11 protein-coding genes and 1 tRNA gene are annotated in these 19,875 nt (G+C 45.8%); 8 read left to right on the top strand and 4 right to left on the bottom strand.

Going from position 1 to position 19,875, the window contains the following annotated elements; all coding sequences use genetic code 11:
* The first annotated feature begins 6 nt into the window (after window positions 1-6).
* Window positions 7-792 carry a porin family protein gene (locus tag DXD68_RS06595; RefSeq protein ID WP_122360847.1) on the top strand — a complete coding sequence of 262 codons (786 nt, stop codon included), beginning with the start codon at window positions 7-9 and terminating at the stop codon, window positions 790-792.
* Between the two features lie 120 nt (window positions 793-912).
* Window positions 913-2,262: a Gfo/Idh/MocA family protein gene (locus DXD68_RS06590; protein ID WP_122360846.1), complete on the top strand. Its 1,350-nt coding sequence runs from the start codon at window positions 913-915 to the stop codon at window positions 2,260-2,262.
* Window positions 2,263-2,449: 187 nt separating this feature from the next.
* On the opposite strand, the gene DXD68_RS06585 is transcribed toward DXD68_RS06590, so the two are convergent.
* The gene (locus DXD68_RS06585; protein WP_122361093.1) at window positions 2,450-6,400 is read right to left on the bottom strand and encodes a two-component regulator propeller domain-containing protein; all 3,951 of its coding nucleotides are present in this window, start codon (window positions 6,398-6,400) and stop codon (window positions 2,450-2,452) included.
* Window positions 6,401-6,672: 272 nt separating this feature from the next.
* On the opposite strand from DXD68_RS06585, the gene DXD68_RS06580 reads away from it, so the two are divergent.
* From DXD68_RS06580 to DXD68_RS06570, 3 genes are read left to right on the top strand one after another with little or no spacing between them, the layout of a single operon-like run.
* Complete coding sequence (locus DXD68_RS06580) at window positions 6,673-9,870, top strand: SusC/RagA family TonB-linked outer membrane protein (protein ID WP_122360845.1); 3,198 nt, start codon at window positions 6,673-6,675, stop codon at window positions 9,868-9,870.
* Window positions 9,871-9,882: 12 nt separating this feature from the next.
* Complete coding sequence (locus tag DXD68_RS06575; protein WP_122360844.1) at window positions 9,883-11,715, top strand: RagB/SusD family nutrient uptake outer membrane protein; 1,833 nt, start codon at window positions 9,883-9,885, stop codon at window positions 11,713-11,715.
* Between the two features lie 23 nt (window positions 11,716-11,738).
* Window positions 11,739-13,313 carry a sulfatase gene (locus tag DXD68_RS06570; protein ID WP_075556306.1) on the top strand — a complete coding sequence of 525 codons (1,575 nt, stop codon included), beginning with the start codon at window positions 11,739-11,741 and terminating at the stop codon, window positions 13,311-13,313.
* A 135-nt stretch (window positions 13,314-13,448) separates the two neighbouring features.
* Here DXD68_RS06570 and DXD68_RS06565 read toward each other — a convergent pair.
* A tRNA-Ala gene (locus tag DXD68_RS06565) sits at window positions 13,449-13,522 on the bottom strand.
* 81 nt (window positions 13,523-13,603) lie between these two features.
* Here DXD68_RS06565 and DXD68_RS06560 point away from each other — a divergent pair.
* Both DXD68_RS06560 and ruvC read left to right on the top strand, forming a co-directional pair.
* Window positions 13,604-13,921, top strand: coding sequence for a DUF4286 family protein (locus tag DXD68_RS06560; RefSeq protein WP_075556307.1), 318 nt, complete (start codon window positions 13,604-13,606; stop codon window positions 13,919-13,921).
* A complete protein-coding gene (ruvC, locus tag DXD68_RS06555) occupies window positions 13,914-14,474 on the top strand; it encodes a crossover junction endodeoxyribonuclease RuvC (protein ID WP_075556308.1) in 561 nt (186 codons plus the stop codon). Before DXD68_RS06560 ends, ruvC begins: the two co-directional genes overlap by 8 nt.
* Before the next feature lie 55 nt (window positions 14,475-14,529).
* On the opposite strand, the gene DXD68_RS06550 is transcribed toward ruvC, so the two are convergent.
* Window positions 14,530-15,012 (bottom strand): ferritin, encoded by a 483-nt coding sequence (locus DXD68_RS06550; RefSeq protein WP_075556309.1) that lies wholly within the window; start codon window positions 15,010-15,012, stop codon window positions 14,530-14,532.
* 63 nt (window positions 15,013-15,075) lie between these two features.
* A complete protein-coding gene (gene gdhA / locus DXD68_RS06545; RefSeq protein WP_075556310.1) occupies window positions 15,076-16,410 on the bottom strand; it encodes an NADP-specific glutamate dehydrogenase in 1,335 nt (444 codons plus the stop codon).
* Between the two features lie 436 nt (window positions 16,411-16,846).
* On the opposite strand from gdhA, the gene DXD68_RS06535 reads away from it, so the two are divergent.
* Window positions 16,847-19,804 (top strand): PEP/pyruvate-binding domain-containing protein, encoded by a 2,958-nt coding sequence (locus DXD68_RS06535; protein ID WP_122360842.1) that lies wholly within the window; start codon window positions 16,847-16,849, stop codon window positions 19,802-19,804.
* Window positions 19,805-19,875 lie beyond the last annotated feature (71 nt).

Genomic DNA, 19,875 nt, shown 5'->3' with positions numbered 1-19,875 from the left:
AGCAGTATGAAAAAACAATTAATCATAAGTATCCTGGGTTTATTACTCCTGACTTCGAACAGTCTGTTTGCCCAGAAAGACCGGAATGCCGGGATCGTTAATTCTTATTTGGTTGGATTGGAATATGAAGTAAAGGCAGGCTTGGGTATCGGTGGTACAGCCCCGCTGCCATTGCCGAAGGAGATACGTTCAATCGACAGTTACAAACCGGGATTGCAGATCGCTATCGAGGGGAATGTGACGAAATGGCTTAACCCGGCGCGTACCTGGGGGCTGATGCTTGCCTTGCGTTTGGAAACCAAAGGTATGAAAACGGATGCCCGCGTAAAGAATTACAGCATGGAGATCATCGGTGATGCCGGCGAGCGTATGAAAGGATTTTGGACGGGACAGGTGAAGACGAAAGTGAATAACTCTTATCTGACTGTTCCTGTTCTGGCTGCCTGGAAAGTTTCCCCGCGTTGGAAATTAAATGTAGGGCCGTACGTGTCTTACCGTATGGAGGGGGATTTCACGGGTGATGTATACGACGGTTATCTGCGTGAACTCGATCCGACGGGCAACAAGGTTATATTCGATAATGGTAAAAGTGCTCCTTACGATTTTTCCAAAGACCTGCGCCGTTTCCAGTGGGGTATGCAGTTGGGAGGGGAGTGGAAAGCATTCAAGCATCTGAATGTATATGCCGATCTGACCTGGGGTATAAATGATATTTTCAAGAAAGATTTCGATACGATTACTTTTGCCATGTATCCTATCTATTTGAATGTAGGTTTTGGTTATGCATTCTAATAGAATACACCATCATAGAGGCGGGAATATTTGATCGAATATTCCCGCTTTTTTTTATGATTTATAATAAATTCCATACATTTGCGGTATTAGATTTTAAGACCAATTTAATTTAATACCATGAAAGAAAATGAGAAGAAAGGAATCTCCCGTAGAGAGTTCCTCGGTTTGTCCGCATTGGGACTAGCCAGTTTTACAATCCTTCCCAGCTGGTCGATCAACGGCATTCGTATTGCGCCAAGCGACCGTGTAGTACTCGGTTTTATCGGATTGGGTCAGCAGGGACTATCCGATTTTACCAGTTTTTCCAATTGTCCGGGCGTGCAGGTGGCTGCCGGTTGCGATGTAGATTCCATGAAGCGTGAACGTTTTGCCCGCAGGATCATGGCATGGCAGAAGAAACAGGGCGTAGCGCAGCGTTGCGATAGTTATGAATTTTATGAAGATATGCTGGAACGCAAGGATATCGATGCTATCGAGGTGGCAACCCCCGACCACTGGCATGCGCTGACAACGATCCATGCCTGCCAGGCAGGAAAAGATGTGTATTGCCAAAAGCCGTTGGCTTATACCATTGCGGAAGGACTGGCGATGGTGAAAGCCGTTCGTGACAACAAACGGGTGTTGCAGGTGGGCAGCCAGCAGCGTTCGAGTGAAGAATTTCAGAAAGCGATCGAACTGGTCCGCAATGGCGCAATCGGTCATATCGAGAGAATATACGCCCGTGTCGGTGCGCCTCCCAAACCATTGGATTTGCCGGAAATGCCTGTTCCCGGCAATCTGAATTTCAATCAGTGGATGGGACCGTTGAACGATCCGAAAGTTCATTATCATCCCGACCTTTGTCCTCCTATCTCGCTTGATCCGGAACAGAACGAACAGTTATGGGGTGCGTGGCGCTGGTATCAGGAGACGGGTAACGGCTATACGGCGGACTGGGGTGCCCATATGTTCGATATTGCCCAGGCGGCTATCGGTATGGATGGTTCCGGGCCGGTTGAGTTCGCGCCGGCTGGCTATAACGGACAGAAGTATGCTTCAATGAAATATGCGAATGGCATTGTAATGACCGAACAGCCTTATCGCGAGGATAACGAGAACGCGCAAGGATTGCAATTTATCGGTGATAAGGGTTGGCTGAAAGTGGCACGCGGTTATATCGAATGCTCTGATCCGTCGCTGTTGAAGACTAAAAAGAAAGAAGTGGGCAAGGGGGAATATGAAGTGAGCTCTCCTCATATGCAGAACTTTATCGATTGCGTCCGTTCGCGTGAGAATCCGATTGCACCGGTGGAAGTGGGCTGTAGTACCAATACCTTGTGCTGTCTGGCGAATATTTCCCGCGAACTGAATCGTCCGGTGAAATGGAATCCTGCCACATTAAGCTTCGTCGACGATAAAGAAGCTGCAGCACACCGTTTATACTGGTACCAGTATCGCAATCCTTATACGTTGCCGTATTGGAAATGAATTTAGCAAGATATGAACTATCTATCCAGTTTGTATTAAGGAACACAGATGACGCAGACGAGCGCAGATAAACGCAGATAATATATTGTTTTAAAGAAAATAAAAAGTCTGCGAGCATCTGCGTATTCTGTGTCATCTGCGTTCCCTAATACGATCTGAATAGGTTCAAATTTGATAAATATTGAATCTACCCTTTTCCTGCCTCTGCATTATTTCGGTATTGCGATGGGGGCATTCCTTTGATCTGTTTGAACATCGTGCTGAAATGACGGGGGTATTCAAATCCTACGGCTTCGGATATTTCTGTGATATTCATCGTTGAATGGAGCAATAACAGTGAAGCCTTTTCAATACGGATCATATTGATATAATCATTTACTCCCATATTGGTCAGCGCCTTTAGTTTGGCATAAAGCGGCGTGCGGCTCATTCCCATTTGAGTAGTCAGGAACTTGACATCCAGTTCACGGGAAGATATATTGTCATGGATCAGCTTATTCAGTTTCAGCATGAATTCTTCATCCAGGTTATTGGTCTGTGCCGGGATCGCTTCCGCCAGATGCAGATGGCTCTCTTTGTATTTCTGTTTGATCGCCTCCCTGTTCTTTAGCTGGTTGACGATAATAGCCAGCAACAGTTCCATATCGAACGGCTTGGCAAGGTAAGCATCAGCCCCGAGTTTGTATCCCAGCGTCGTACTGTCGAGGTCACCTCTTGCCGTGAGCAGTATCACCGGAATATGGCTGGTCGCCATGTCTTCCTTGATCCTTTTGCATAACTCATATCCGTTCATCTTCGGCATCATGATGTCGCTGACGATGATATCCGGATGCTTTTGGTTGATTATTTCGAGCGCTTCCTCTCCATCGCCGGCTACATAGATGTTTTTGAAAGAATCGAGCAATGCTTCTTTCAGGAAAGAACTTAATTCCTTTTTGTCCTCTACGATGATGATGGAATAATTATTGGTAGAGAACGTTTCGGACTCGGATGATGTTTCAGCGGGGGACCATATATCCTGAAGGCTCTCTTCGTCTGTCTGTTCCTCGCTAGTTCCGTCTATCGGAAGTTCAAAGAAGAAAGTCGCACCTCCGTCGGCATTGTTCATTGCTCCGATGCTTCCGTTATGCTTCTCTATCAATAGCTTGGCAAAAGAGAGACCGATACCGCTTCCTGATTGCTCATGATTCCCCTGATAGTAGCGTGTGAAAAGTTTGTTCGCATCCAGATTACCCAGACCGATACCCTGGTCGGCCACACTGATACGGGCTTTGCCGTCTTCCAGTTTGCTGGTAATCGTGATTGTCGTATCGGGCGAACTGAACTTCAAGGCATTCATCAGAAGATTGGATAAGACGGTGGTACATTTGGCTCCGTCGAATGTGACCTGATGAATATTCTCGTCCAGTCGGTATTCTATCCGGATATGGCGTGCTTCCAGTTCACTTTCAAAATCTTTCGCAACGGAAATGATCCATTCGTTGAGCTGGTGAGGTGTCTTGTGCAAAGCCGTCTTTGTCTCTTTCAGGCTATTCATGTCCAGTACCATATTGATGGTATTTCGCATATCCAGCACCTGTTTGTATATGCCGGACAATTGTCCTTTCATGTTTTCCGGATCGTTCCACCCTTTTTTGTCGAGTATTCTTTTCAACGGGGCATAGATCAGCGTGAGCGGCGTGCGAAGTTCATGGCTTATATTAATAAGGAAGTGCACTTTCTCTTCATTGATCCTGCTGGCATGTTCTTTCATTTGCCACTGCATTTTTCTGTTTCTGCGCCGGCGTGATACGTGGTCGAACCAAAAGAGCATCAGGGTCAGCAGAATAATAAAAAGGACAAAAACATAAGGACGCTGATACCAGGGTGGAGTGACTGTGATATGAAGCACTTCGGTCGGTTCACTCCATTCCCCGCTTTTTGAGTTACAGGAAACCAGGATGGAGTAATCACCGGGTGCCAGCATGCGTAGGGAAAGGATATGATTGTATGTTTCAGTATATTGATTATCCGTACCGTTGATCATGTAACGGTATAGTTTGTTCCTGAACACATCTTTCTCCATAGAGATTACTTTTATTTCTATCGAGCTGTGTGTATGAGGAATGGTTATCCGGTTATTTCCACTGGATTCCAACTGGTCGATACATGAATTACCGTTCAGCAGGACATCCATCAGCCTTATTTCCGGTAAAGGTTCTTCTTTGGTAGATATGTTTTTATTGATACGAAGCAATCCGGAAGCTCCTCCCAGATAGATGTAGTCGGAAATGGAAGAGACTTGATATTTATAAATAAACTCATTCGTGGTATAGCCGTCCGACTCTCCCCAGGATGCAAACCGTTTCTTTTTCAGGTCGTACGAGAATAACATATTACGCGCACCGATCCAAAGTCTGTCCTGATCGTCCAACAGCAAGGTAGAGACACTGTTGAAGAGTTTGGTCTCGATCTTGGTGAATACCCTGGTCTTTGAATCGAAATAGCCGAAGCCATATTCCGTCCCGATCCAAAAGATACCGTTTTTATCGCGGGCAACCGCCTTGATGGCTTCATGTTCCCCTATGCTGAGAAGCGTATATAAGGTATCGTTGCCATGGTGAGCCTCATACAGTTTATTGCTTTGAATGATAAAAGCCGATTGGTCGTCGGTACAAACCATCTTCATCGGCCCGGTGGCTAACCTGCCTCCGTCGATTTTGAGGAACGAGTATTTGCCTGTCCGGTGATTATGGGTGATGGCGTTTTTACCGAGGTAATAAGACCACTCGTCTGTGATCCGGTAAGCCATCGAAGCATTGCCGCTATGGAACTGGTCGATTGTGGTAGCTTCGTTGATGACATAGAAAGGACGGCTATAGCGTCCTGTTTCTTTGTTGAATAGGTAAAGACCTTTTGTATAGAGTGATACAAGTAATTCGGAATCGGAATAATCGGTAATGGATACGATTTTATCCCCGTAAGTAGCCGGATAGTGTTTGAACGTATCGGTGTAGGGATTGTACTGGTTAATACCGCCTCCGTCCGTGCCCAGCCATAAACGTCCTTTCTTGTCTTCGTGGATACTGCTGACCGATATATCACTCAGTCCGTTGGTGTTGTTACGGGGTACATCTTTATATGTTTTCATGAAAACCTCCTTGATGCCGATCATGCCGCCCCGTACGGTACCTACCCAGATATTTTCCTGTTTGTCTTTATAAATACATTTGACGGAGTTTACCGGCAGAGTACTCATGTCTCCCGGCGTATGCATGATAGCGGTAATATCGGAAGGATGATCCATATCCATGATATTGATGCCTCCTCCGTCGGTCGTGATCCAAAGTTTATTGTTTATCTCCATGAAATCGAGGACCAGGTTCGTGTTTAGTTTGGAGTTTTCCGCATGGATATCGTAAAGTTTTTTTCCGTTTGGGGCGTAGCAGACAAAACCTTTGTTATAGGTAGAGAGATAAAGTCTTTTCTTGCTGTCCAGGTAAGCCGCGTTCAAATTTTTCTGAACCGGATAGTTTGTGTCGGATATCTGTCCGGAAACCGGATTATATCTGAGGACTCCTTTACTAATGGAAATAAGGAGTAATTCTTCTTTATCCCAGCGTTTTATATAATGGGGAGAAAAATTGGAGGAATCTTTCGATAGAATCTGTCTTTTACTGAATGTCTTCTTTTTATAATCATAAGAGAATAGTCCGTCGTTGGTTGTAAACAGGATGGAGCCGGAAAGCGGATAAAATGAGTTCGACAGGATTGGTTTGCCTTCGAATAATAGGGGGCGAAACGAGTCACTGCTTTTATCGTATAGGGTCAATCCGTTATTGGTCGAAATCCATATATTGTTGACAGAATCTTCTGCAATGAAATAGATGGTATTTCCGGGTAGAGAGTTTGGATTGTCCTTTTCATGGTAATAACTTTTCATATCATACCGGTCGAAACAGTTCAGACCGGAAGCAGTGCCGATCCATATTAATCCTTTGTTATCAGCCAGGATACAATGGACGGTAGTTTGCGACAGTCCTTTGTCGAGACCCAACTGCTGGAAATAGTAGCTGGGATTGGCCCCCCGTCCATAACCGATGCAGGTGAAAAACAAGAACAAAATGTATAATATCCTAAAAATAGAGTTGTTTCCCATCGTATTCCATTCTAATATCCGCAAATGTACTAAAACATGTCCAAAGATGAAAGTATTCGGCATAATCAGAACTTTAGGATGGTTTTTGACATGAAAAGTACATTTGTTGACACCGGAGCAGGACGGAAAATGCAACTTTGCCTTTGCAATTATTAACTAATGAAGGCCGCTAATGGAGTGAGTTATGAGTTGAGTTATTTTTGGAGTGGAATGACCACTATTCTTTATTTGTCTTGAGAACTTTATTTTATTATCATTTAAAATTAGATTTTATGAAAAAATCCCTTGTAACATTGTTACTGATGTTATTCTGTTGTGCAGTTTATGCGCAGCAAAATGTGAGTGGTGTTGTTATCGAAGAGGCAACATCGGAACCCTTGGCCGGGGCCGCCATTCAGGTGAAAGATTCACAGAGTGGTACGATTGCAGATGCGGAAGGTCGCTTCACGCTTTCTGTATCGCCCGGACAAACGTTACTGATATCCTATATCGGTATGATTCCCCAGGAAATTCTGGTGAAAGGAAATATGACTAGTTTAACTATTAAAATGCTTAGTGACGCAGTGGATATAAACGAAGTAGTAGTGGTAGGCTATGGTGTACAGAAGAAAGTGAATCTGACCGGTTCGGTTTCTTCGGTGAAAGGCGAGGCGCTGGAGCTTCGTCCGGTAGCTGATGCTGTGCAGAGTCTGCAGGGAATGGTGCCGGGGTTGCTGGTTAGCAATTCCAGTGGCGGTCGTCCCGGAGGTACCGGTACTTTGACATTGCGTGGACAAGGAAACCTTGACAATAACGCTGCACCTTATATCTTGGTGGACGGTGTGGAAATGAGCCTTTCGGATGTGAACCCCAGCGATATTGAAAACATATCGGTATTGAAGGATGCGGCGGCTTGTGCTATCTACGGTGCGCGTGCAGCTTACGGGGTGATCCTGGTGACTACCAAGAAAGGGGAAGAAGGTAAAATGCGTATCAATTACCAGGGAACGGTAGGTTGGAGTTCGCCGACAGTATTGCCGGATATGGTTAATTCGTACGATTTTGCTCAATACTGGAATGCGGGTGTTACAAATGCAGGTTCACCACGTTTGTACAGTGACGAGAAACTAGGTCTGCTGCAACAGTATATTAATGATCCGAGCAGCGTAAATCCATGGTTCGAACTGCCTGCCAACGCTAATATGAACCCGGCTTTCGAAAACTCGGAGTCAGGAGTAGGTAATGTGAACTATTTTGATCTGCATTATAAGAACTGGGCTTTCAAGCAGAATCATAACATCAGCCTGAGCGGTGGCGGTAAAGCGGCACAATATTATATCTCAGGAGGATATTATTCGGAAGACGGTATCCTTCGTTATGCCGACATGGATTATAAACGTTATAACTTTGCGGCTAATATCACTTCACAGCTGACCAGCTGGATGAAGTTGAAAGTAAATTCCAAATTCATGCACTCCGACCAGAATACCCCGTTCGGTGACGGCGGTATTAGCGAAGGTTTCTATCATTCGCTGGCACGTTTCCGCCCGACGGTTTCGCCGATCGACCCGAACGGAAACTTTACGGAGCTGACAATGATCCCGTACCTGCAGAGCGGTACTTATACGAATACACAGCGTGATAATATGAACCTTACCGCCGGTCTGGAAATCCAGCCGATGAAGAACTGGTTTATCTTCTTCGACTATACGTATAAAATGGGTAACAAGGAATATGAAGCCCTGAACGTCAGCCCGCTTATTTATGGAGCCGACGGTGTGAGTACTTCTAAAGGGGTACGCTCGGAGTTAGGTATGTCGCCTGATGGTAAATTTACCCGCAGCTATGACCGCTCACGTTATCAGTCGATCAATTTGTACACAAATTACCTTTTCAGCATTGCTGAAAAGCATAACTTTACTGTAATGGCTGGTTTCCAGGAAGAAGATTATGACTATAGCCTGATGAAGAACTCCATTACAGGATTATATTCAACCAGCAACCCGAACGTGGGAATGGGAACAGGCGACAAGACCGTTGTCGATACTCGTAACGGCTGGGCTACCCGTGGTTTCTTCGGACGTATCAATTATGATTACGATGGTCGTTACCTGGTTGAAGTGAACGGTCGTTACGACGGTTCTTCCCGTTTCGCTTCCGGCAACCGCTGGGGATTCTTCCCTTCCGTATCGCTGGGATGGAATATCACGCGTGAAGAGTTTATGAGCTCTGTTACAGATGTGTTGTCTAACCTGAAACTACGTGGTTCTTATGGTTTGCTGGGTAATCAGGCAGGTGCTGCCCTCTATACTTTTGCGGCAACCATGTCTTTGAACAACGGTTTAGGTAATTATATCTTCTCCGACGGACGCCATATCTTTACAAAAGCGCCGGGTGTAGTAAATCCGAATACAACCTGGGAGAAAGTGGAAAGTAAGAATATCGGTATCGATTTCGGTTTCTTAGGAAACTCTTTGACCGGTACGTTCGACATTTTCCAGCGCGATACGAAAGATATGTTAGGCCCTGGTGTCGACTTCCCTGATTTCTTCGGAGCCGATGCTCCTAAAACAAATAATGCACGTATGCGTAACCGGGGGTGGGAGTTGGCTTTGAATTATCGCGGACAAATCAACGGTGATATTCTATATACTATCGGCGGTTCAATCTCCGATGCCACTTCAGAAGTGACCGAATATGCTAACCCGACCGGAACGAACCCGAATGACAATTGGTATACAGGTAAGAAAGTGGGTGAAATCTGGGGTTATCGTGCCGACGGTCTGATACAGACACAGGAAGAAGCCGACGCTTATAATGAGAAATATGATATGTCGTTTATCAGCGGACGTCCCTGGACACCGGGCGATGTGAAGTATCGCGACCTGAATGGCGACAATAAAGTTAACAAAGGAACCAACACATTGGATGATATGGGCGATATGACGGTGATCGGTAATACGACCCCGCGTTATCAATATACAGTGAACGGTTCTATCAGTTGGAAGGGCATAAGCCTGAGCATGATGTTCCAGGGTGTAGGCAAACGTGACTGGAATCCGGGAACAGGTGCTTATTTCTGGGGAAGCGGTCCGTATGCACAGGTAACTGTGTTCAAGGAACATCTGGATTACTGGAGTGAATCGAATCCGGGTGCTTACTATCCGAAGCCCTATATCCATACGGCAGGTGGCGTTGTACCGTTCCGTGATAAAACGATGACGACCAGCGATCGGTATATTCAGAGCGGTGCGTATTGCCGTCTGAAAAACCTGACAGTAAGCTATGACCTTCCTGCAATCTGGACGAACAAAGTCGGTTTGCAGAAGGCGCAGGTATTCTTCTCCGGTGAGAACTTATTGACTTTTACAAAGTTGAAAGGCATGTATGATCCGGAAGCGATCTATACAAAGAATGATTATACCAGTGAAGGTGGTAAGAACTATCCGATGAACCGGGTAATATCTGTGGGTTTAGTTGTTAACTTATAATTTAGAGATCTTATGAAAAAAAGAAATATATTTTTAGGCTTGATCCTGGCTTTCAGCCTTACATCTTGCTTTGATTTAGATAAAATGCCGGAAGGTGTGCTTTCTACTGCACAGCCTTTCAACAGTACCGGCGAAATGAGAAACTACCTGGATCAGTTCTACCAGACAGGTGCAGCTTATGGTAGCGGCCTGCGTGCGCAGGATTTCGGTGCCGGTGGAGGTGGTAATATTGCCGGGTATGATACACACAGTGATAATATGTCGTCCAGCTCGGTAAGTTCCCGTCTGGCCGGGGAGACCACATTGAGCGGAGCTTCCAAGTTGTCGAACTATACAGGTATCCGTAATCTGAACTTTTTACTTAATAACTTAGGTAACTGCGCAGAAGAGGGAACCTCGGAGTATAACCAGTATGTAGGTGAAGCCTACTATTTCCGTGCCTGGTATTATTATCAGATGTTTGTGAATTATGGTCCCCTGACATGGGTCAGCACGCCGCTCGATCCGGACGAAGGTGCCATGCAACTTCCCCGCGACAGTCGTACGGTCGTAGCCGACAGTATCCTGGCGGATCTGGATAAGGCGATCTTTTATCTGAACGAACAGAATAACAGTGGCTCGATGCGTGTGCACAGAGACGTAGCCCGTGCCCTGAAGAGCGAAGTCGCCTTGTTTGAAGGAACCTGGGAGAAATATCACAAAGCAAAGGGGGATAAGTTTTATGATCCTTCGGTAACGGACGAAAAGATAAAGAGTTATTTCACACAAGCCATAGCTGCTGCCAAAGAGGTGATGGATCGTGGTGTATGGAAGATTTATACAACCGGAAATACGACGAACGATTACCGTCAGATGTTCCAGACAACAGATTTATCCGGTAACCCGGAAGTCCTCTGGTTTAAGATGTATGACGGCGACCAGATCGGAAACAACGTGAACCGTTACCTGAACCAGGGTGGCGGAGGTGTCGGCGTGACAGCTTCATTGGTAGACGATTACCTGACTATCGACGGAAAGCCTTTTGTGGGTAATGCACTGATAGAATCTAAGAAGGTATTCGGAAACGAACTATTGCCAACCGTTCGCGACCCGCGTCTGGTACAAACCATTTGTGCACCGGGACAGCAACTTCGTCCGGACGATGCACCTCCATATTACGTGGTTCCGCCGCTGATCGGTTCCTCTGCCTATAACCAGAACATGACCGGTTATTCTTTATTGAAGCATGTGCAGATCGATTATACCGGTAGTCTGGATGCAGAATTTAAGGGGGCAACGCCTGCTATTCAGTTCCGTTATGCCGATATCCTGTTAAATTACGCAGAAGCGATGGCTGAATTGGATGGAGCTGCCAATTCTCAAAATATTATCGTAGCTTTGCAACCGTTGCGTGACCGTGTTGGTATGCCTGCCGTTGACTTTGATCGGGAATATAATCAGGAATCCGATTATCCTTTCCGTCATTTGAATAAATATATTCAGGCTGTGCGCCGTGAACGCCGTATTGAAAAAGCTTGTGAAGGCCGTCGTCTGGAAGATATCCTGCGTTGGGCTGCTGCCGATGAACTGATTGTCGGTAAGTGGGCGAAAGGTGCTCTTTTTGTAGGAAGCAACTTGCAGAATCATCCGGAGTTTGATGGTAAGCTGGTGTATGACCAGCCTTCCGGAAATAATCTTTATCTGACAGGAAAGCCGGGTGATGCTTTACGTTATGTAGTGCCCAGCAATCCGGCCGGTTACGAGCAAGGATGGAAGTTTAATGTCGGTCGCGACTATCTGTTACCTATTCAACCTCGTATGCTGTCGCTGACAGGAGGTAAATGGGAACAGAACCCAGGGTGGTAAACTCATTTATATAAGCAAGATATATGAAAAACGTTAGATCTACAGTATTATTTTCTTTAACAGGAGCAGCGATGTTGGCATCGCTGCCCTCCTGCAAGGAGAAAGAGGAGAACAAAAAGCCGATGAACATCCTCTACATCATGTGTGATGACCATTCGTACCAAACGATTAGTGCGTACGATAACCGGTTCATCGAGACACCTAATATTGACCGTATCGCCAAAGAAGGGGTCCGTTTTACCAACAGCTTTGTTGCCAACTCGTTAAGCGGCCCGAGCCGTGCTTGTTTGCTGACCGGTAAGCATAGCCATAAAAATGGCTTTACCGACAACACACATACTTTCGACGGTGCACAGCAGACGTTCCCTAAACTGTTGAAACAAGCTGGTTACCAGACTGCTGTCGTAGGTAAATGGCACCTTACTTCCGATCCGACCGGATTTGACTATTGGAATATCCTGACCGGACAGGGAGACTATTACAATCCGTATTTCATCGACAACGGTGAGAAGAAACAAATTGAAGGATACGCCACCAATATAACGACCGATCTGGCAATCGACTGGCTGGATCAAAAGAGGGATAAGGAGAAACCGTTCTGCCTGCTCCTGCATCACAAGGCTCCGCACCGTACCTGGATGCCCGATACTTGCGACCTGGAGTTGTATAAGGACGTTGTTTTTCCTATTCCGGAAACATTCTATGACAAGTATGAAGGCAGAATCGCTGCTTCCCAACAGGAAATGAGCATCATCAAGGATATGGATCTTGTCTATGACCTGAAGCTGGCCGACAAAGAGAATGAGATCCATTCTAATCCGGGACTGGAAAAGGCCGGCCGTGCAATGTACAACAAGCTCAATGCTGAACAAAAGGCTGCCTGGGATAAACATTACGATCCTATCATCAAGGAGTTCAAGGAAAAGAAACTTTCCGGTAAAGCGTTGGCAGAGTGGAAATACCAGCAGTATATGCTCGACTATATTCGTGTGATCCATTCTGTAGATCGCAATGTGGGCCGCGTACTGGATTACCTGGAAAAGAACGACATGCTGGATAATACGATCATTGTTTATACTTCAGATCAGGGCTTCTATATGGGTGAACATGGCTGGTTCGACAAACGTTTCATGTATGAAGAATCTTTCCGTACACCGATGCTGGTTCGCTATCCGGGTGGAATAAAGGGTGATATACCTGAAATGGTTCAGAATATCGACCATGCTGCTACTTTCCTGGAACTGGCCGGTGCTCCGATACCGGAAGATATCCAGGGCGATTCTTATCTGCCGTTGCTGAAAGGCGAACATCCGAAAGACTGGCGTACCTCTTTGTATTACCATTATTACGAATTCCCTGCGGAACATATGGTAAAACGTCATTACGGAGTACGTACGGATCGTTATAAGTTAATGCATTTCTACGACGATATCGATGTATGGGAATTGTATGATCTGCAAAACGACCCGATGGAGATGAATAACCTCTATAACAAACCGGGTACGGAAGAAGTAACCAAGCAGTTGATGGACGAACTTCACAAGCTGCAGAAACAATACGACGACCCGATCGAATCGGAACTGGCAAAGAAGAGCTGATTTTATAACTGTAAAATAAATGTGAGAGGATGTCCCTGAGTGGGCATCCTCTTTTTGTTTTCTTATCTATTATCGGATTAAATACAAAAAAAGAGGCTCACTTTATCAGTGAACCTCTGCATGTGTGCTTTTCCGTGGAGCATATCGGACTCGAACCGATCACCTTCAGACTGCCAGTCTGACGCTCTAGCCAGATGAGCTAATGCCCCGGGTTTGGTTTTCGAGTGCAAATATAGAGGTTTTCCTGATATATTCGCTATCTTTGTGTAAGAAATTTGGAGAAAAAGAATATGATCGTTTATAATACAACATTCAATATAGAGAATGATATCCTTACCGAGTGCATAGAATATCTGAAAAAGAGTTATATACCTCGTGCTGCAGCCAGCGGATTTTTAAGAACACCTTACTTACGCCGTATCTTACAGGATGAGACTGAGGATGCGAGCAGTTACTCGGTGCAGTTCCATGTAAAGAATCCGGAGACACTGGAATACTGGATGCAATCGGAAGGCCGTGCCCTGCAACAGGAGTTGATTACACGTTTCGGAACCAAGATCGTTGGGTTCAGTACCTTACTGGAAGAAATAGACTGGGAGAATGATTAAAGACCGTGTTATATTAGGTATAGACCCCGGAACGATCGTGATGGGATACGGTGTCCTGAAGATCGAAGGGAATAAACCTAAACTTGAGGCTATGGGCGTACTGCAACTGAACAAGTACGAAGATCATTACCTGCGCTTAAAGAAGATATTCGAACGTGTACTGGCGCTTATCGACCAATATCATCCTGACGAATTGGCAATCGAGGCGCCGTTCTTCGGAAAGAATGTGCAGAGTATGCTGAAGCTGGGAAGAGCACAAGGCGTTGCCATGGCGGCAGCTTTGGAACGGGAAATCCCGATCTTCGAATACGCACCGTTGAAGATCAAAATGTCTATTACCGGTAACGGGAATGCAGCGAAAGAACAGGTGGCAGGAATGCTACAACGTTTCCTGCATATTCCCGAAGAGTCGATGTTACCCCAATTGGATGCGACCGACGGATTGGCAGCCGCTGTATGTCATTATTTCCAGACGAATAATCCTATCTCGGAGAAGAAGTATACCGGCTGGAAAGACTTTATGGCAAAAAATCCCGGTAAGGTGAGGAAATAAAAAACTCCGGTCCCTGTTAAACCAAGGATCGGAGTTTCTTTATTATGGAAAGAAATTATCTTTTGCCAAGCTTATGATCCAAAAGAATTGCATGATGTTCTCCATACATTTTCAGTTGGTCTACAATTGCCTTTGCCGATGATTCTTCTTCTACCTGTTCGCGAACGAAACCATATAAGAAGTCTTTGGCAGCATGATCGTTGTCGGCTTCGGCGATGTCAACCATCTTGTCGATCAACTCTGATACATGCACTTCGTGTTTGTAGACATGTTCGAATACTTCCAGCGGAGTACCCCATGCAGTCGGAACGACATTAATCTGATTTATAGTGATGTCACCCCCGCGGTCGATAGCGAAATCGATCATCTTGTGGGCATGTTCCATTTCTTCTTCTGCCTGTTTTCTCATCCAGTGCGCACAGCCGTTCAAGCCTGCTTTCTGGAAATAGATTGACATTGACAGGTACAGGTTTGAAGACCACATTTCTGCTTCTACCTGTTCATTGAAAGCTTTTGATAAGTTCCTACTTAAGATCATAATGTTTACTTTTATTGAGTTGTATTTGTATAAAAGTAATTACAAAAAGTGTGCCATACTTTATTATACAATACCTTGCGCCATCATAGCTTTGGCAACTTTCATGAAGCCGGCAATGTTGGCACCTTTCACATAGTTCACATAATTGCCGTCCTTACCGTGAGCAAGGCATTGCTCGTGGATAGCACCCATGATCTGATGCAGTCTGGCATCCACTTCTTCGGCAGTCCAGGAGATATGCATGGCATTCTGCGTCATTTCAAGTCCGGAAGTAGCTACACCGCCAGCGTTAACGGCTTTACCCGGAGCAAACAACTGTTTGTGTTCGATGAACAGATCGACTGCTTCCGCTGTACATCCCATATTGGAGACTTCAGCAACGCATAAGGTCTTGTTCTCGATCAGCTTGCGGGCATCGTCGGCATCCAGCTCATTCTGGGTAGCGCAAGGAAGGGCAATATCCACTTTCTGTTCCCAAGGCTTCTTGCCGGGATAGAAAGTGGCGTTAGGATATTCGTCGGCATAAGGTGCCACGATATCGTTGCCGCTGTTACGCAATTCCAGCATGTACTCGATCTTATCGCCCGAGATACCGTCCGGATCATACACATATCCGTCCGGACCGGAGATCGTTACGACTTTAGCACCCAGTTCGGTAGCTTTCTTTGTCGCTCCCCAAGCCACATTTCCAAAACCGGAAACGGCTACTGTTTTTCCTTTTATATCGATTCCATGTGTTTCGAGCATCTGATGTACGAAATAGAGAGCACCATAGCCGGTAGCTTCCGGACGAAGGATAGAACCTCCGAACTCCATGCCTTTGCCGGTGAAAGTACCAGTATTTTCACGAGCCAGTTTCTTGTACATTCCATACATATAACCTACCTCGCGTCCACCTACGCCGATATCACCTGCCGGAACGTCACGATCCGGACCCAGGTTACGCCACAGTTCCATAATGAAAGCCTGGCAGAAACGCATGATCTCTGCATCGCTCTTTCCACGGGGAGCAAAGTCTGAACCGCCTTTACCGCCACCCATCGGCAGGGTTGTCAGTGCATTTTTGAATGTTTGTTCAAATCCCAGGAACTTAAGGATAGAAAGGTTTACAGACGGATGGAAACGGATTCCTCCTTTATACGGGCCGATCGCATTATTAAATTGTACGCGGTATCCTAAATTGACTTGTACTTCACCTTTGTCGTCTACCCAGGGTACACGGAAAGTAAAAATACGTTCCGGTTCTACCAGCCGTTCGATGATCTTGGCTTTCTCGAATTCTGGATGCTGGTTATAAACTTCTTCTATTGATAAAAGAACTTCTTTCACGGCTTGCAAGTACTCTTTTTCGCCCGGGTGCTTTGCTTCCAGTGCAGATAAAATAACTTCTGTCTTCATAGCGTTTCTTGCTTTTTTAGGAATAACAATGTGTAGGCAAATGTAGCGAATTCTATGGACTGACCAAGGGTTTTGCTTTCTTTTTGATAGTGAATTATATGTTTTTGATGCATGTATTCGGACTGGTATTTCTTTTGTGCTTTCCGACTAATGTTCATGTGCTTACATTCTAGTGTGCGGATAAGCATATTTTAATATTCGAATCATGACTTTTTTTACTTTTGAGCATGCTCGAATTTAATTTTTAGCATGGACGAAATTAATTTTGAGCTAGCCTCAAATTAATTTCAAGCTTGCCGGAAAGTATAAAAGTAAGGGAGTTAAATATTAAAATGTAAGCAGGAAAATGATAGAATATAGGGAGAAAAATGCCAATAGGCGGCATCCCAAGTGATTTTTTCCTTACATTTGGGCGCAATAATTCTATGAAATCGTTATGAGCGGAATACCGGACTTTCAGAACCTTGTGTTTAAAGACACATCATTCGCCAATCTAATGAATAAGCGTATATATAATGTACTGCTTATTGCCACGAAATACGATGCCTTCATGTTGGAGGACGACGGACGGGTGGATGAACAGATATTTAATGAATATACTTCACTCAGTCTTCGTTATCCTCCCCGTTTTACCCAGGTGACGACGGAAGAGGAGGCGCTTGCCGAATTGAAAGATCGTAATTTTGAATTGATCATCTGTATGCCGAATATGGATAACCGTGATATTTTTGCGGCGGCAAAGGAAATCAAGATACATTATCCGAATATCCCTATCGTGGTGCTGACTCCTTTTTCGAAGGAGGTTTCCAAGCGTATCGCCAATGAAGATTTGAGCGCGATCGACTACGTGTTCAGCTGGCTGGGCAATGCCGAACTGTTGCTGGCTATTATTAAACTGATTGAAGACAAGTGGAATGCACCGGATGATACGGCAAGTGTCGGCGTACAGATTATCTTGCTGGTGGAAGACTCCATACGCTTCTATTCTTCTGCTTTGCCACATTTATATAAGTTTGTACTGGAGCAGAGCCAGATGTTTGCTAAAGAGGCGTTGAACGGTCACCAGCAGACGCTCCGTATGCGCGGTCGTCCAAAAATCAAGCTGGCGCGAACTTATGAAGAGGCCGTTCGTATTTTTGACCAGTATCGGGACAATATGCTCGGTATTGTGTCGGATATGAGTTTTATGCACAATGGGGTGAAAGATCCTTATGCCGGGTATAAGTTCGGGCAGTATGTTCGTAAGACAGGGCTGATTATTCCTTTCGTGCTTGAGTCTTCTGAATCGAGTAATAAGGTATATGCGAAGGAGCTGGGAGCGTCGTTTATCGACAAGAACTCCAAGAGTTACCCACAGGACCTGCGTAAGAAGATTATGCAGCGTTTTGGTTTCGGCGATTTCGTGATACTTAATCCGCAGACGAAGGAAGAGATTATGCGTATCAAGGATTTGAAGGACTTGCAGAGGAAAGTGTATCAGATTCCGGACGATTCACTGGTTTATCATCTTTCGCGTAATCATTTCTCCCGTTTCTTCTATTCGCGTGCCATGTTCCCGCCGGCTGAGATTCTGAAGCGAGTCGATGTGAGCGATTATAAAGATATGGATGAGGCGCGCAAGCTGATTTTCGACCTGATCGTGCAGTATCGCCGGATGAAGAACTCCGGAGTGGTGGCTATCTATCAGAAGGATCGTTTCGACGAGTACAGTAACTTTGCCCGTATCGGCGACGGTTCGCTGGGAGGAAAGGGTAGAGGTCTTGCCTTTATGGGGGCGATGGTCAAACGCTATCCGAAGTTGGAGACGGAGAACTTCAATACGAATATCCCGAAGACAGTGGTGATCTGTACCGATATCTTCGATGAGTTTATGGAGACGAACGAGCTTCTGCCTGTTGCGCTGGGCGATGCGGATGACGATACGATTCTGAAATACTTCCTTCGTGCCAGTCTGCCCGCCAGTCTGATCGATGACCTGATGGCTTTCTTCGATGTGGTGAAAAGCCCGATAGCCGTCCGTTCGTCCAGTCTGCTGGAGGATTCGCATTACCAGCCGTTCGCCGGAATTTATTCTACCTATATGGTTCCGCGGCTGGAAGATAAATATGAAATGCTTCGCCTGCTGAGCGATGCGATCAAGGCGGTGTATGCTTCTGTCTTTTACAGGGACAGCAAGGCGTATATGACTGCCACGTCCAACCTGATCGACCAGGAGAAGATGGCGATCGTTCTGCAGGAAGTAGTCGGCAACCGTTACAACGATCATTTCTATCCGACCATTTCCGGTGTGGCGCGTTCACTTAATTTCTATCCGATCGGCAACGAGACGGCGGAAGACGGTATTGCCAATATCGCTTTGGGCTTGGGTAAATATATTGTGGACGGCGGTCAGACATTGCGTTTCTCTCCGCGCCATCCGCACAGTATCCTGCAGATGAGTTCGATGGATTTCGCGCTTCGTGAGACGCAAACCCGCTTCTATGCGCTCGATCTGGAGAACCTGGCACAGCAGTTCTCTATCGATGATTCTTTTAACCTCCTGCGTCTGAGCCTGAAAGATGCGGATGCGGACGGCTCTTTAAAATATATCGTATCAACCTACGACCCGTATGATCAGATTATCCGTGACGGTTATTATCCCGGAGGACGGAAGATATTGTCTTTTGTCAATATCCTGCAGCACGATGTATTCCCGCTGGCTAGGACGCTGGATGAGTTGCTTCGTATCGGTCAGGAAGAGATGGGTCGTCCGGTCGAGATAGAGTTTGCCGTAAATGTCGATCCTGCCAATCACGACAAGGCTACTTTCTATCTGCTTCAGATCCGCCCGATCGTCGATAACAAAGAGATCATGGATGAGGACTTGACGGAGGTTGAAAATGAGGAAACGATTCTTTCTTCAACCAGCGTGTTGGGGCATGGCATCGTGACGGATGTACAGGATATTATCTATGTGAAGAGCGGTGCATTCAATTCTTCAAACAATCAGTTGATTGCTTATGAGATAGAGAAGCTGAACCGTCGTTTCACGGAAGAGGAGAAGAACTATGTCTTGGTTGGTCCCGGACGTTGGGGCAGCAGCGACTCCTGGCTGGGTATTCCGGTAAAATGGCCGCATATCAGCAATGCTCGTGTGATAGTGGAATGTGGCCTGGAGAACTATCGTGTCGACCCGAGCCAGGGAACGCATTTCTTTCAGAACCTGACCTCCTTCGGTGTCGGTTACTTCACAATCAATCCGTTCAAAGGCGACGGCTGGTTCGATGAGGCGTATCTGAATGCTTTACCGGCTGTTGAGGATACGGAATATCTGCGCCATGTTCGTTTCGACAAACCGATCGTCATAAAGATGGATGGAAAGAAGAGTTTGGGAGTGGTGCTGAAGCCGGAATAAGATAGTATATAACAAAAAAAGTCCTCTCATGCATCAAGCAGAGAGGACTTTTTTGTTTTATGACGCAATGG

Origin of the sequence: Parabacteroides sp. TM07-1AC (assembly GCF_003480915.1) — a bacterium.
GTDB lineage: Bacteria > Bacteroidota > Bacteroidia > Bacteroidales > Tannerellaceae > Parabacteroides > Parabacteroides chongii.
Note: the sequence above shows the minus strand (reverse complement) of the source record. Positions and strands in the feature narration are given on the sequence as shown.

Coding starts and splice junctions, on each gene's coding strand:
- DXD68_RS06595 (WP_122360847.1), top strand. CDS start 7: ATGAAAAAACAATTAATCATAAGTATCCTGGGTTTATTACTCCTGACT.
- DXD68_RS06590 (WP_122360846.1), top strand. CDS start 913: ATGAAAGAAAATGAGAAGAAAGGAATCTCCCGTAGAGAGTTCCTCGGT.
- DXD68_RS06585 (WP_122361093.1), bottom strand. CDS start 6,400: ATGGGAAACAACTCTATTTTTAGGATATTATACATTTTGTTCTTGTTT.
- DXD68_RS06580 (WP_122360845.1), top strand. CDS start 6,673: ATGAAAAAATCCCTTGTAACATTGTTACTGATGTTATTCTGTTGTGCA.
- DXD68_RS06575 (WP_122360844.1), top strand. CDS start 9,883: ATGAAAAAAAGAAATATATTTTTAGGCTTGATCCTGGCTTTCAGCCTT.
- DXD68_RS06570 (WP_075556306.1), top strand. CDS start 11,739: ATGAAAAACGTTAGATCTACAGTATTATTTTCTTTAACAGGAGCAGCG.
- DXD68_RS06560 (WP_075556307.1), top strand. CDS start 13,604: ATGATCGTTTATAATACAACATTCAATATAGAGAATGATATCCTTACC.
- ruvC (WP_075556308.1), top strand. CDS start 13,914: ATGATTAAAGACCGTGTTATATTAGGTATAGACCCCGGAACGATCGTG.
- DXD68_RS06550 (WP_075556309.1), bottom strand. CDS start 15,012: ATGATCTTAAGTAGGAACTTATCAAAAGCTTTCAATGAACAGGTAGAA.
- gdhA (WP_075556310.1), bottom strand. CDS start 16,410: ATGAAGACAGAAGTTATTTTATCTGCACTGGAAGCAAAGCACCCGGGC.
- DXD68_RS06535 (WP_122360842.1), top strand. CDS start 16,847: ATGAGCGGAATACCGGACTTTCAGAACCTTGTGTTTAAAGACACATCA.